Below are 13514 nucleotides of genomic sequence, written 5' to 3' on the forward strand. Positions count from 1 at the left end.
TGGTCGGGTCGGCTTGCTTGATACCCCCATGGGGTATAGCTTCGTGGTCGTGGAGCCGACGATGGTCTCCGCGTCGAGGAAAGGATCACCGTCATGAGCACCGCCACCTTCACCGTCAGTGGGATGACCTGCGGTCACTGCGTGTCCTCCGTCACCGAGGAGGTCTCGGAGGTGGCGGGCGTGACCGATGTCGTGGTCGAACTGGCCTCGGGTCTGGTCACCGTGACGTCGGCGCAGCCGGTGGACCCCGACGCGGTGCGCGCGGCGGTCGTCGAGGCGGGCTACGAGGTCGTCGGCGCGTGAGGCGAGGCCGTCCCGTCGGTCGCGCCGGCGGGACGGCGGGTTCGCCTTCGGGGATCGGCGCGGGCGCGCTCAGCGGCGGCCGGTCACCAGCCACGCGTCGGCGCGGACCCGATGGCCGAGCAGGATCACCCGGGCGAGCATGAAGGTGCCGATCGCCCACCACCACATCGCGATCAGGCCGCCGCCGAGGGCCAGCACCGTGCCCAGGGCCGCACAGAACGCGGCCAGCACGAGGGGCATGGTGAGTGCGAGGTAGCGCCCGTCGCCCGCGCCGATCAGCACCCCGTCCAGGACGAACACCGCGGCGGCCACCGGCTGGAGCGCGGCGACCGCGAGCAGCGCGCCGGCCAACAGGTGACGCACCGCCGGGTCGGCCGTGAACAGCGGGATGTACAGCGGACGCGCCGCGACCACCACGATCGCGAACAGCGCCCCCGTCCACACCCCCCACACCAGCATCCGGCGCGTGGCGGCGCGGGCGCCGGTCGCGTCGCCCGCGCCCAGGGCCCGGCCGACGATCGCCTGGGCGGCGATCGCGAGGGCGTCGAGGGCGAAGGCGAGGAAGGTCCACACCTGCCAGGCGACCTGGTGGGTGGCGATCGAGGTGTCGCCCATCCGGGTCGCCGCCACGGTGGCGCCGATCAGGATCGCGCGCAGGCTGACGGTGCGCACGAACAGCGGTGCGCCGGCGCCGGCCGACGCACGGATGCCGGCGAGGTCGGGGCGCAGCGAGGCGCCGTGCCGACGGGCGCCGCGTACGACCGTGACGAGGTAGACCGCGGCCATGCCGGTCTGGGCGATCACCGTGCCCCACGCGGATCCGGCGATTCCCCAGTGCAGGCCATACACGAAGCCGAGGTTGAGCAGCAGGTTGGCGGTGAAGCCGAGGACCGCCACCAGAAGCGGGGTGCGGGTGTCCTGGAGGCCGCGCAGCACGCCGGTGGCGGCCAGCACGATCAGCATCGCCGGCACGCCGAGCGAGCCGATCCGCAGGTAGGTCACCGCGTGCGGGGTCGCGCTGTCGGAGGCGCCGAAGGCGGCGACGATCCACGGGGCGGTGACCAGGCCGACCACCGTCAGCGCGAGGCCGAGCAGCGCGGCGAGCCAGACGCCGTCCAGGCCCTGGCGGATCGCGGCGCGCGGGTCGCCGGCGCCGAGCAGCCGGGCGACGGCGGCGGTGGTCGCGTAGGCGAGGAACACGCACAGGTTGACCAGGGTGGTCAGCATCGCGCCCGCGACGCCGAGCCCGGCCAGCTGCGGGGTGCCCAGGCGGCCGACGATCGCCGAGTCGACGAGCACGAACAGCGGCTCGGCGACGAGGGCGAAGAACGCGGGGACGGCCAGGCGCAGGATGTCGCGGTCGTGCGTCCGGGGCCGGAGGGCGGGGGTGGGCGCGGTGTCGGGTCGTGGATCGAGCGGCTGTGGATCGAGTGACTGTGGATCGGTCGCCGGAGGGTTTGTCGGCGAGGAGGGGGTGGACGGCACCCGTCCACGGTAGTCATCCACAGGTAAGGGGCACAATGCCGTTCTGGTCATTACCGGCGAGCGCGGGGCGTACGCGGGTGCACACGTGGGGCGATAGCCGCATGATTCGCCCAACAGTTTTTCACATACACAGCCGGTGGATAGAGAACTCGCAGGTCAGAGCCAGTTTGTGGACATGATTGCGAAGCGTTGACGGCCGACTGCGCACAGCTTGTACACAGCTGGACCCGTCCCTCTCCACAGGTTGTCCACAGTTATCCACAGGCCCTGTGTATGACCGCCTTGGCCGGTCGGGGGTCCACCCGTACGGTGAAGGGCCGCATGCCGCGTCGTGCGGCGATTCTGTCGGCCGTGTGGCGTATGAAGGACACGGTGATTGCGGTGCGATCTCGCGCGCGCCTTGTCGAAAGGAGACCCCGGGCATGAGCGTCTCCGAGTTCGAAGAGGCCCGGCCCGAACCGGCCCGCGAAGGATTCGAGCGGACCCCGCCGCAGGACATCGCGGCCGAACAGTCGGTCCTCGGCGGCATGATGTTGTCCAAGGACGCGATCGCCGACGTCGTGGAGAACCTCAAGCCGGTCGACTTCTACCGGCCCGCCCACGAGCTCGTCTACAACGCGATCCTGGACCTGTACGCCCGGGGCGAACCGGCCGACGCGGTCACCGTCGCCGCCGAGTTGACCAAGCGCACCGAGATCGGCCGGGTGGGCGGCGCCCCGTACCTGCACACCCTGATCTCGTCCGTGCCGACCGCGGCCAACGCCGAGTACTACGCGCGGATCGTGCGCGAACAGGCGGTGCTGCGCCGCCTGGTCGAGGCGGGCACCCGGATCGTGCAGATGGGCTACGCGGCCGACGGCGAGGTCGACGACATCGTCAACAACGCCCAGGCCGAGGTCTACAAGGTCACCGAGCAGCGCACCACCGAGGACTACGCCCCGCTGGCCGACATCATGGAGGGCGCCCTCGACGAGATCGAGGCGATCGGCTCCCGCGGCGGCCAGATGTCCGGCATCCCCACCGGCTTCACCGACCTGGACTCCCTCACCAACGGCCTCCACGCCGGCCAAATGATCGTCATCGCCGCCCGCCCCGCCATGGGCAAATCAACACTGGGACTGGACATTGCGCGGGCATGTTCGATCAGGAATGGGCTTTCCAGTGTGATCTTCTCGCTGGAGATGGGGCGCAACGAGATCATGATGCGTCTGCTGTCGGCGGAGGCGCGGGTCGCGTTGCATCACATGCGGTCGGGGAGCATGACCGACGACGACTGGACCCGGCTGTCACGCAAGATGGGCGAGGTCACCGCGGCGCCGATGTACATCGACGACTCGCCGAACCTGTCGATGATGGAGATCCGGGCCAAGTGCCGCCGGCTCAAGCAGAAGCACGACCTGCGCCTGGTGATCATCGACTACCTCCAGCTGATGCAGTCGGGCGGCTCGCGCCGGGCCGAGAACCGCCAGCAGGAGGTCTCCGAGATGTCGCGAAACCTCAAGCTCCTGGCCAAGGAGCTGGAGGTCCCGGTGGTCGCGATGTCCCAGCTCAACCGCGGCCCCGAGCAGCGCACCGACAAAAAGCCGATGGTCTCCGACCTTCGTGAAAGTGGTTCGATCGAACAGGACGCCGACATGGTCATCCTGTTGCATCGCGAGGATGCGTACGAGAAGGAGTCGCCTCGGGCCGGGGAGGCGGACCTGATCGTGGCCAAGCACCGCAACGGCCCGACGGCGACGATCACCGTGGCGTTCCAGGGTCACTACTCGCGCTTCGTGGACATGGCCCAGAGCTGAGACCCGGGTCGGTCACGGGAGTGGGGTGAAGGCCCTGCGGGTGTGGGTGAGGAGTTCGCGGACGGCCGGGTTGTGGGTGTGTTTCCAGACCAGGGCCAGCAGGGCCGGGGTTTGTACGTCGGTGATCGTGCGGGCGAGCAGGCGGTCGGCGTAGTGGGCGGCCATGGATTGGCTGAGGACGCCGACCGCCAGGCCGCGGGCGGCGAGGTCGGCGATCGCGTCGGCGGCGCTCGCCTCCAGCGCGATTTTGGGGTGCAGGTCGCGGGCCGCGCAGGCTCGGTCGAGGACGGTGCGCAGGCCGGTGCCCGGCGGCATGCAGGTGATCGGGTGGGCGGTCAGGTCGGACAGGGTGATCCGGGAGCGGGCCGCCAGCGGGTGGTCGGGCGGGAAGATCGCGACGAGACGTTCGTTGATGATCGTCATCGCCTCCAGGTCCTCGGGCGTGGTGGCGGCGACTCCGATCAGGGCCAGGTCGGTGGCGCCGGTGCGGACGTCGTGGGTGAGGGATTCGGAGTTGTCCTCCTGGAGCGCGATCTCCACCCCGGGATGCGCCCGGTGGAAGGCGGCGAGGGCGTCGAACAGCGGGGTGATGGTGCAGCCGATGACCATGCCGACGGTGACCCGGCCCCGGATCAGGTCGGTCACCTCGCCGACCGCCTGACCGACCGATCCGGCGGCGGCCAGTGCGGCGCGGGCGTATTCGAGCGCGGCCTTGCCCGCCACGCTGAGCGTGACGCCGCGCGCCGAGCGCTCGAACAGCTCGGCGCCCAGCTCGCGTTCCAGCTGTCGGATCTGCGCGCTGACCCCCGACTGGCTGATGTGCACCCGCTCGGCCGCCCGGGTGAAGTTGCGCTCCTCGGCGACCGCGACGAAGTATTCGAGCTGCCTCAGTTCCATGACTGTGGATTCTAGCTTTCAGAATTCCAATCTGTTGGATTTCTGGCAGGGCGCTGCCCAGACTGGGTGCCGGGGAGCCGCCCCGGGCCTGCCCCCGCCCCGTCGCCTTCGCCGGAAACAGCCCTCGTGCACGCCGCCCCGCCGGAGCGCCGAATGTTGGTGGACGGCGCGGCGCACTCGGCGGCGGTGGCCGGTGTCCAGGCGACCTACCTCGTGGCGGGCCTGGTCGGCGTGGTGGCCGCGGTGCTCGTCACGATCTTGATGCGGCCCGGCCCGAAGCCGGCGACCGCTCCCGGGGAGGCCACCCCGCTCGCGTCGCCGGCGGCGGGCTGAGGCCGCCCCGGCCGGTCGGGGTCAGGCACCGATCAGGACCTTCGGGTCGCCGGTGCGCCAGATGTTCTCCACGTACAGGTGACGCATTGCCCAGGCGTCGCCGGTGCGGACCAGGTCGACGGCGTATCGGTTTTTCAGGAGCAGGTGTCGCGTGTGGTCGCCGGTCGGCAGGTGCTGGGCCTCGACCAGGGCGGTCAGGCGGGCCCGGTCGTCGGTGATCTCGATGCGCGTGTTGTCCACCGTGTGGGTGGTGTCGAGCCGGACGTCCGGGTTGAAGTGCACCGCCTCGATCGCCTCGATGCCGACCATCACCGGTACCTCCAGGCCGAGTTCGGCGGCGACCGGGCGGAAGTCGAACTCGGCGTCCGGGGTGAAGGCGCTCCGGAACAGGTCCCGGTCCTTCAGGTCGAAGCCGAGGCCGAAGCGCAGCAGTGCGTCCACGATCTCGGCCCGGTCGCGCAGTTCGCGGATGATCGTGGCGGTGTCGGCCGTGGTGCCGGCGGTGAGTGCGGTGGGGCGGGTGACGAACATCCGGACTCCTCGGGTGGTGGCTCTGGTCGGGCTCCCCTCCAGCCTCGGTGCGGATCGGGGGTGAGTGGGGGTGGTCGAGGGGGTGATCGGTCCGGCGCCGGGGGTGAGCAGGCCGGGGTGAGGCTTGGCCCACCTCGGGTCGGGGGTTCGGCGCACTGCTTCCCGGTGTCCGCGAAGGAGCACGGCGTGATGCCGGTCGCGTACCCCGCCGCCGCGTAGCCTCGCGCTCGCGCACCCCGCCCCTCCGACAGCCGCCGCCCGTCGGGACGCCCTCCGCCCCGGCGTGCGGCGGCGTGCGTGGCCGGGATCTCCGACGGGCGGCGGGTGTACCGGGGAGGCGGCGGCGGTCCACGGGCTCCCTCCCCCGGAAGGCCGCGGACCGCTCGCTTCCCCTACGGCGGGTCCCGGGGCACGGGGTCTGTTCGGGGCCCGCCGCATGGATGTGATCGTGTCCGGTCGCGCTTGGTGTGCGGTGGGTTCGTGCTTGGTCCTCGTGCCGGGTGTTCGTGCCCGGTCTTCGCGCGAACCCGAGTGCGGAGACGTTCATCCCCGGGCACGAGATGTGTCTACTCCCGCTGGAGTAGGAGGTCGCGGAGGCGTCTGCGAGGGCGGTGCACGGCTGTAGTCCCGGGGGCGGAACTTGTGTTCCGAGGCCCGATTTCGTTTGAAGTGGTCGGCGCCGCCTGCCTACCGTCGAAGCTGACACCACCAGCGTTCTCTCGGTTCGTGCGGCGATCGGCACGCCTTGTGAATCGGATCACAAGGCGTCCTCGGGGGCCGGTCACACCGTGGGATCGCCCACGCGACCGAGGAGAGATCAATGTTCGGACGACTCGGCAGGCTCGTCGTCCACAACCCCTGGAAGGTGATCGCGGCCTGGCTGATAGCCGCGATCGCCCTTGTCATGTTCGCGCCGAAGCTGAGCGACCTGACCAACCAGGACCAGTCGAGCTTCCTGCCCGGCAAGTACGAGTCCGTACAGGCCCAAGACCTCGCCGAGAAGGCCTTCCCGCAGTCCACCGAGCAGACCGCGCTGCTGGTCTTCAAGCGTGCCGACGGCAAGAACCTGACCGAGGCCGACAAGAGCACGGTCAAGGAGATCACCGGCAGGCTGGGCGCGGCCGGCGTCGAGCACGTCTCCAAGGTCGAGGCGGGCGCCGCCAAGGACCGGATCGCCCTGGGCACCGCCTACATCAAGGGCGAACAGCAGGACAAGTTCGTCAACGAGGCGCTGAAGAAGCTCCGCGACAAGGCGAAGCCGATGGTCGAAAAGACCGACCTCAAGCTCGGCTTCACCGGCAGCGTGGCGATCAACGTCGACAACGAGGACGCCTTCAAGAAGGCCGAGGCGATCGTCGGCATCGTCACGATCGTGCTGATCATCGTGCTGCTCCTGGCGATCTACCGCAGTCCGATTGCGGCCCTGCTGCCGGTGATCATGGTCGCGCTGGTGTCGATGGTCGCCTCGCCCGTGATCGCCATCGTCGGCAAGGCCACCGGCCTGCAGGTGGACCAGTCGCTGAACACGATCCTGATCGTGGTGTTGTTCGGCATCGGCACCGACTACATCCTCTTCCTGCTCTTCCGCTACCGCGAACGACTGCGCGCGGGCGACGACAAGAAGGAGGCGATGATCGTCTCCGTCGAGCGGGTGGGCGAGGCCATCGCCTCGGCCGCCGGCGCCGTGGTGATCGCCTTCGGCGCGATGTTGCTCGCCACGTTCGGCTCGTTCAAGTCGATGGGCCCGGGTCTGGCCATCGCGGTGATCGTGATGGCGATCGCCGCGCTGACCCTGGTGCCCGCCGTGGTGTCGCTGATCGGCCCGAAGGTGTTCTGGCCGTCCAAGACCTGGCAGCACCAGCCCAAGGGCACCGCCTTCCACCGGATCGGCGGCCTGGTCGGGCGCAAGCCGGTCGCGGTGGCCCTGGTCGCCGGCGTGGTCATGGTGGCCTTCGCCGCCGGCGCGCTGAACTTCAAGGCCGACTACGACCAGCTCGGTCAGCTGCCCGGGGACACCGAGTCGGCCAAGTCGATGAAGGACATGCAGCTCGACTTCGCGGCGGGCACGCTCAACCCGACGCAGATCTACCTCGAGAGCACCGACGGCAAGCCGATCGACAAGGGCGCGGCGGAGCGCTTCGCCCTGTCGTTCAAGGGCGTCGAGGGCGTCGGCGACCTGAACGAGGCCGGCGAGGATGCCCAGGGTTCGCACGTCAAGGTCAGCGGCGACGGGATGTCCGCCGAGATCGCCATCGTGCTCAAGGAGAGCCCGTTCGCGAACAAGGCGCTGGACAGCATCGACCCGCTGCGCGACTTCGCGCACGCCCACCAGCCGGAGGGCACCAAGGCGATGGTGGGCGGCCAGACCGCGGCCTTCACCGACATCCGCGAGGCCACCAACCGCGACCTGTCGGTGATCTTCCCGGTCGCCGGGCTGCTGATCGCGCTGGTGCTCGGCCTGCTGCTGCGCAGCGTGGTGGCCCCGTGGTACCTGATGCTGGCGGTGGTCCTGGGCTTCATCTCGACGATCGGCGCGACGGTTCTCGTCTTCCAGACGCTGGCCGGCAACTCCGGCGTGATGTTCATGCTGCCGGTGATGATCTACATGTTCGTGGTCGCCATCGGCACCGACTACAACATCTTGATGGTCGCCCGCCTGCGCGAGGAGGCCAAGGAGGGACACGAGCCGAGGCAGGCCGCGGCGCTGGCCGTCGAGCACGCGGGTCCCTCGATCGCCGCCGCGGGTGTCATCCTGGCAGGGACGTTCGCGTCGCTCATGATGGCGGGCATCGACATGATGACCCAGATGGGCTTCGCGGTCTCGGTCGGGATCTGCATCTCGGCGTTCGTGATGTCGATGTTCCTGGTGCCCTCGGTGACCGCCCTGATCGGGCACGCCGCGTGGTGGCCGGGACACGGCGACCGGGCGACGGGGCGGGTCGGCCGGGGCGAGGAGGACAGGAAGCCGGTGTTCGCCGGGGACCGGTGACCCGGTAGGACCGAGGAGAGCAGATGGCTGCGGAAGGCCCCGCGCGAGTTGCCGTGCGGGGTCTTCCCGCGTCCGGGGCCGGAACCGGCGCCGGCACGGGCACCCGGGCAGTCGAGTCGGTGGAGCCCTGGTTGTTGCCGCTGCCCAAGTCGTTCTCCCGGCGCCTGAGCTGTCGGCCGTGGCTGGGCGAGGTGCTGCTGGTCGCGCTGGTGCTGCTGTGTGTGATCGGCGGCGCGATCGGTTCGACCAGGCGGCAGGACACCACCGGCAGCCCGGACGCGTTCAACCTGGCCATCGGCGCACTCACCTGCCTGGTGCTGCTGGGCCGGCTGCGCTGGCCGCTGACCGTGCTGGTGCTCACCGAGGCGGGCCAGATCTTCTACCTGGCCGCCGACGGCCTCGACGGGCCGATCCTGATGCCGACCATGGTGGCGCTGTACACCGTGGCCGCCCGCGGCCAACTGCGCCGCTCGGTGCTGATCGCCTCGGGCGTGGCCCTGCTGCACACCGCGATGCGGATAGGCCTGACCCCCGACGGATTCCTGTCCCCGGAGAAGTACCTGTCCGGGATCTGGATGTATCTGCCGGTCGCGATCGGCGAGGCGGTCCGCGCGAAGCGGGCCTACTGGGCGGAGGTACAGGCCCGCCTCGCCCGCGCCGAGCAGGAGCGCGAGGACGAGGCCCGGCGCCGGGTCACCGCCGAACGTATGCGCATCGCCCGCGAGCTGCACGACGTGGTCGCACACAGCATCGCGATGATCAACATTCAGGCGGGCGTGGCCGCGCACGTCATCGATCGCGACGTGCCGCAGGCCAAGGAGGCGCTGGTACACATCAAGGTGGCCAGCCGCGACGCGCTGGCCGAACTGCGCACCACGCTGGGCGTGCTGCGCCAGGACGGCGACAACGACCTGCCCACCGAGCCGACGCCCGGGGTGGACGACGTGGAGTCGCTGGTGGCGTCCTACCGCAACGCGGGGTTGCCGGTGCTGCTCGAGGAGTCCGGCCAGGACCGGACCCCGTCCGCGCCGGTGGGCCTGGCCCTGTACCGGATCGTCCAGGAGTCGCTGACCAACGCGATGAAGCACGCCGGCGACGGGGCCACCGCGATCGTGCGGGTGGTCTACGGGGAGCACGCGGTCGAGGTCGACGTGCTCGACGACGGTCGCGGCACCCCCGAGCCGGGGCGCACGGGCGGCGCCGACGGCACCGGCCACGGCCTGCTCGGCATGCGGGAACGGGCGGTCGCCGTGGGCGGCTCGCTCGCGGTGGGTCCCGGCCCCAACGGCGGGTTTTCGGTACACGCGGTGCTGCCGCACCACAAGGGCGCGCCGGCGGCGCGCCGCGAAGGAGAGTCCTCATGACGGTGCGCGTGCTGATCGCGGACGACCAACTGCTGGTGCGCTCGGGCTTCAAGGTGCTGGTCGGCAGCGACCCGGAGCTGGTGGTGGTCGGCGAGGCGGCGAACGGCACCGAGGCGCTGGCGCTGGCCCGGGAGACCACCCCGGACGTGGTGCTGATGGACATTCGGATGCCCGGCATGGACGGCCTGGAGGCGACCCGGCGGATCGTGCGCGACGACGATCTCGCGGGGGTGCGGGTGCTGGTGCTGACCACGTTCGAGGTCGACGAGTACGTGTTCGAGGCGCTGCGGGCCGGGGCCAGCGGGTTCCTGGTCAAGGACACCGATCCCGAGGACCTGCTCAAGGCGATCAAGACCGTCGCGTCGGGAGATGCGCTGCTCTCGCCGGGCGCCACCCGGGCCCTGGTGGCCCGCTTCCTGTCCCAGCCCGAGCCCAAGGTGGCCGCCCCGGACCGGTTGGAGGCGCTGACCGACCGTGAGCGCGAGGTGTTGTCGCTGGTCGCGGCCGGGATGAGCAACGACGAGATCGCCGAGCACCTGTTCGTGTCACCGCTGACCGCCAAGACCCACGTCAGCCGGGCGATGGTCAAGCTCGGCGCGCGCGATCGGGCGCAACTCGTGGTGATCGCCTACGAGTCGGGGATGGTTCGACCGGGACGCGGCTGACTTCCCGCGTCCCGGTGCACGTCAGCCCAGATCGCCCGCGAGCAGGGTGTGGATGCCCTCGACGTTGGCCCGCAGATAGGCCGCGAGGCTGGCCGGTACCAGCCCGACCGAGGCCAGTCCGGCCGGGGTGAACGGCACGCGCACGATGTCGTACTCGCCGTTCGGCTCGTCCACCTCGGGCCCGTGCCGCAGCGCGGGGTCCATCGATTCGAGCCGGCAGGCGAAGAAGTGCTGGACCTTGACCCCGCCGGGCTCGGGCACGGTGTCCACGAACGCGGGCACCGGTCGGCCGATCTTGCCGCCCAACTCCTCGAACACCTCGCGCCGCAGCGCCTCGGTGACCGTGGTGTCCTCGGGTTCGACGCCGCCGCCGGGGGTGATCCAGTACGGGGAACTGCCCGGCTTCGTGCGTTTGATCAGCACCATCCGGTCCTCCTCGTCGAGGAGGATCGCGCGTGCCGTCCGCTTCACCACTGAACGCATCGTCGTGCCTCTGCTTTCTCGCCAGGCGTTGCCCCCGTCTGAGACTTGCTTTCCGACGGAGCGGCCGGTTTATGCCTGTCTCACCCCACGCGAAGGGATCATGCCCAGCGCGCGGCGCGCGCGATCAGCTCACCGTGCAGATGCGCGATGTGCGGTTGGCTCAGCGTGCCCTCGCGCACCGCTAGGAACACCGTGTGCAACGGCGGCAGTTCGGGCTCCAGGAGGGCCACCACCGCGCGCCGGTCCAGCGCCTCGGCGCACAGGTAGCGCGGCAGCACCGCGATGCCGTGCCCGGCGCGCACACACTCCAGGACGGCGCGCAGGTCGGGGACCGTCACCGCGGCGGGCGCGGTGGGCTTGGCGTCGAACACGGTGGACCAGTAGCGCCGGATCAGCGGCTGCTCCTCGGCCTCGCCGACCAGCGGCACCCCGTCCAGGGCGGCCGGGCCCTGCGCCCGGATCCGACTCTGCGGCAGCCGCGAGGCCCAGTTCGGCGCGCCGACCAGGACGTACTCCTCGTCGGTGAGCGGTGTGCCGACGATCCCCCGGGCACGCGGGCGCACGTCGGAGATGACCAGGTCGTGCCGGGCCGCGGCGAGCCCGGCCAACAGCGTGTCGCCGGGACCCAGGGTCACCCGTAACCGCAGGCCGCGCCGGACCAGGTCGGCCAGCGACGGCAACACGCGCAGCGCGGTCAGTTCGGTGGGGCCGCCCAGGTGCACCGTGCGCCGCATCGGGTCGGTGCCGCGCAGCTCGCGGGCGGCGATCTCCTCGATCGCGTCCAGGTGCGGGGCGAGTCGGCGGGCCAGTTCGTCGGCGGGGCCGGTGGGCGCCACTCCGCGCGGCAGCCGTTCGAACAGCTGCTTGCCCACCTGCTTTTCCAGGGTGCGGATCTGCGCGGTTATCGCCGGTTGCGACAGTCCGAGCGACGCGGAGGCCCGGGTGAAGGAGCCCGCGCGGTGCACGGCCAGGAAAGTGCGCAACAGCGTCAGGTCCACGGGTCCCCCGTCTCGTGTCCCCCGACCACTCCCGAGAGCCGGGGACATCACGTGATCTTGCCCGAAGTCGCAGGTCAGCCCGGGGAGGCGGCGTCCAGGGCGCGCAGCACGTCGGCGACGAGATCCGCGGTGTCCTCGCAGCCCGCCGAGAATCTGACGAACCCCTCCGCGACATCGTTCCCGGCCCAGCGCGCACGTCGCTCGGCCATGCTGTGCACGCCGCCGAAACTGGTGGCGTCGGCGACCAGTTCGAGGGCGCCCAGGAAGCGACGAGCGGTGTCCGCGTCGGCGAGCGTGAAGCCCACCACGCAGCCGAACCGCCGCATCACACGGGTGGCGACATCGTAGGACGGATCGCCCTTCAGCGCGGGGTGGCGGACGTCGGTGACCTCGGGGCGAGCGAGCAGCGCCTCGGCCACGGCCAGGGCGTTGGCGCCCTGCCGATCCACCCGCAACTGGAGGGTGGACAACGAACGATGCGCCAACCATGCCTCCATCGGCCCGGGCACCGCACCGGTGAGCGAGCGCCAGGACCGGACCCGCTCGGCCAGGTCGGCGCTCGCGCAGGCGACGTAGCCGAGCAGCACGTCGCTGTGCCCGGTCAGCGCCTTGGTGCCGCTCGCCGCCGAGATGTCCGCACCCAGCGCGAGCGGGAGTTGGCCCAGCGGAGTGGCCAGCGTGTTGTCCACCGCCACCAGCGCGCCCCGGACGTGCGCGAGTTCCGCGACGCGGCGGATGTCGCACACGTCCAGACCCGGGTTGCTCGGGGTCTCCAGCCACACCAGTCGGGCGCCGGGCAGGGCCCGTTCCAGTTCGTCCCCGGCGGTTGGCACGGTGCGCACCTCGACCCCGCGCGCGGCCAGGTGCGCGCCGACCGTGCGGGTGGCGGGGTAGCCGTCGGAGGGCAGCACGACCACGTCCCCCGGCCCGGTGAGGCCGAGCAGGACGGCCGAGACCGCGGCCATCCCGGACGCGAACGTCACCGTGTCGGCGGCGCCCTCCAACGCGCCGATCGCGGTCTCCAGGCCGGTCCAGGTGGGGTTGGCGTAGCGCCCATACTGGTAGGGCCCGGCCGGCTCGCCGGGCAGATGGTAGGTGCCGGCGAACACCGGCCCGGGCAGGAAGGGGTCGCCCGGGGCGTGGCCGGGGCTGCCCACCCGGACCGCGCGGGTCCCGTCACTCCATTCGTCGGCCATCACGACTCCCTCGCTGCCTGTTTCACGTGAAACCTCGTGCCGAGCCATCGTGGCGGACGGCCGTCAGTCGCGGTCCAGGATCATGCTCAGGAACCAGCTGACCAGGCCGATCACCAGGGCGCCGAGCAGGGCCGCCCCGAAGCCGTCGATGTGGAAGTCGAGATCGAGCTTGTTGGATATCGCCTCGGTCAGCCACAACATCAGCGCGTTGATCACGAACGTGATCAGGCCCAGGGTGAGTACGAACAGCGGCAGGGAGAGCAGCTTCACGATCGGTTTGATAATCGCGTTGACGATCCCGAAGATGAGCGCGACGAAAATTATCGTCTTGGCCCTGGTGCCGGCCGAGGCACCGTCGGCGAGATCGATTCCGGACACGAACCAGCCGGCGAACCAGATGGCCAGTGCGTTGGCGACAAGTTTGATGAGCAGGCTTTTCATATCTTGATGCTGGCACTCGGCGGGCCTCTCCCG

At 70.7% G+C, this 13514-nt stretch carries 13 protein-coding genes; 6 read left to right on the forward strand and 7 right to left on the reverse strand.

Going from position 1 to position 13514, the window contains the following annotated elements; all coding sequences use genetic code 11:
• Positions 1-93 precede the first annotated feature (93 nt).
• Positions 94-303: a heavy-metal-associated domain-containing protein gene (locus ACFXKZ_RS25730; RefSeq protein WP_380003338.1), complete on the forward strand. Its 210-nt coding sequence runs from the start codon at positions 94-96 to the stop codon at positions 301-303.
• Between the two features lie 69 nt (positions 304-372).
• Here ACFXKZ_RS25730 and ACFXKZ_RS25735 read toward each other — a convergent pair whose 3' ends face one another.
• Positions 373-1788 carry an MATE family efflux transporter gene (locus tag ACFXKZ_RS25735; protein ID WP_380003339.1) on the reverse strand — a complete coding sequence of 472 codons (1416 nt, stop codon included), beginning with the start codon at positions 1786-1788 and terminating at the stop codon, positions 373-375.
• Between the two features lie 422 nt (positions 1789-2210).
• Here ACFXKZ_RS25735 and dnaB point away from each other — a divergent pair, with 422 nt between their 5' ends.
• A complete protein-coding gene (dnaB, locus tag ACFXKZ_RS25740) occupies positions 2211-3584 on the forward strand; it encodes a replicative DNA helicase (RefSeq protein WP_126640284.1) in 1374 nt (457 codons plus the stop codon).
• Positions 3585-3596: 12 nt separating this feature from the next.
• On the opposite strand, the gene ACFXKZ_RS25745 is transcribed toward dnaB, so the two are convergent.
• The gene (locus ACFXKZ_RS25745; RefSeq protein ID WP_380003340.1) at positions 3597-4481 is read right to left on the reverse strand and encodes a LysR family transcriptional regulator; all 885 of its coding nucleotides are present in this window, start codon (positions 4479-4481) and stop codon (positions 3597-3599) included.
• A 153-nt stretch (positions 4482-4634) separates the two neighbouring features.
• Between ACFXKZ_RS25745 and ACFXKZ_RS25750 the strand changes: the two genes are divergently transcribed.
• Positions 4635-4814, forward strand: a complete 180-nt coding sequence (locus ACFXKZ_RS25750; RefSeq protein WP_380003341.1) for a hypothetical protein — start codon at positions 4635-4637, stop codon at positions 4812-4814.
• Positions 4815-4835: 21 nt separating this feature from the next.
• Here ACFXKZ_RS25750 and ACFXKZ_RS25755 read toward each other — a convergent pair whose 3' ends face one another.
• Positions 4836-5345 carry a nuclear transport factor 2 family protein gene (locus ACFXKZ_RS25755; RefSeq protein WP_380003342.1) on the reverse strand — a complete coding sequence of 170 codons (510 nt, stop codon included), beginning with the start codon at positions 5343-5345 and terminating at the stop codon, positions 4836-4838.
• A gap of 820 nt (positions 5346-6165) precedes the next feature.
• Here ACFXKZ_RS25755 and ACFXKZ_RS25760 point away from each other — a divergent pair.
• Genes ACFXKZ_RS25760 through ACFXKZ_RS25770 form a run of 3 tightly spaced genes read left to right on the forward strand, consistent with a single transcriptional unit; the run spans position 6166 to position 10363 of the window.
• The gene (locus tag ACFXKZ_RS25760) at positions 6166-8334 is read left to right on the forward strand and encodes an MMPL family transporter (RefSeq protein WP_380003343.1); all 2169 of its coding nucleotides are present in this window, start codon (positions 6166-6168) and stop codon (positions 8332-8334) included.
• A gap of 23 nt (positions 8335-8357) precedes the next feature.
• Entirely contained in the window at positions 8358-9698 is a 1341-nt protein-coding gene (locus ACFXKZ_RS25765; RefSeq protein ID WP_380003344.1) for a sensor histidine kinase, read from the forward strand.
• Positions 9695-10363 (forward strand): response regulator transcription factor, encoded by a 669-nt coding sequence (locus ACFXKZ_RS25770; protein WP_078976274.1) that lies wholly within the window; start codon positions 9695-9697, stop codon positions 10361-10363. The genes ACFXKZ_RS25765 and ACFXKZ_RS25770 overlap by 4 nt, the downstream gene beginning before the upstream one ends.
• A 21-nt stretch (positions 10364-10384) precedes the next feature.
• Here ACFXKZ_RS25770 and ACFXKZ_RS25775 read toward each other — a convergent pair whose 3' ends face one another.
• The 4 genes from ACFXKZ_RS25775 to ACFXKZ_RS25790 form a co-directional block, all read right to left on the reverse strand.
• On the reverse strand, positions 10385-10846 hold the full coding sequence (locus ACFXKZ_RS25775) for an NUDIX domain-containing protein (protein ID WP_380003345.1): 462 nt from the start codon (positions 10844-10846) through the stop codon (positions 10385-10387).
• Between the two features lie 98 nt (positions 10847-10944).
• On the reverse strand, positions 10945-11844 hold the full coding sequence (locus ACFXKZ_RS25780) for a LysR family transcriptional regulator (RefSeq protein WP_380003346.1): 900 nt from the start codon (positions 11842-11844) through the stop codon (positions 10945-10947).
• A 74-nt stretch (positions 11845-11918) separates the two neighbouring features.
• Positions 11919-13040 (reverse strand): cystathionine gamma-lyase, encoded by a 1122-nt coding sequence (locus ACFXKZ_RS25785; protein WP_380003347.1) that lies wholly within the window; start codon positions 13038-13040, stop codon positions 11919-11921.
• Positions 13041-13103: 63 nt separating this feature from the next.
• A complete protein-coding gene (locus tag ACFXKZ_RS25790) occupies positions 13104-13481 on the reverse strand; it encodes a phage holin family protein (protein WP_126640292.1) in 378 nt (125 codons plus the stop codon).
• Positions 13482-13514 lie beyond the last annotated feature (33 nt).

It is taken from the genome of Embleya sp. NPDC059237, from assembly GCF_042754105.1.
GTDB lineage: Bacteria > Actinomycetota > Actinomycetes > Streptomycetales > Streptomycetaceae > Embleya.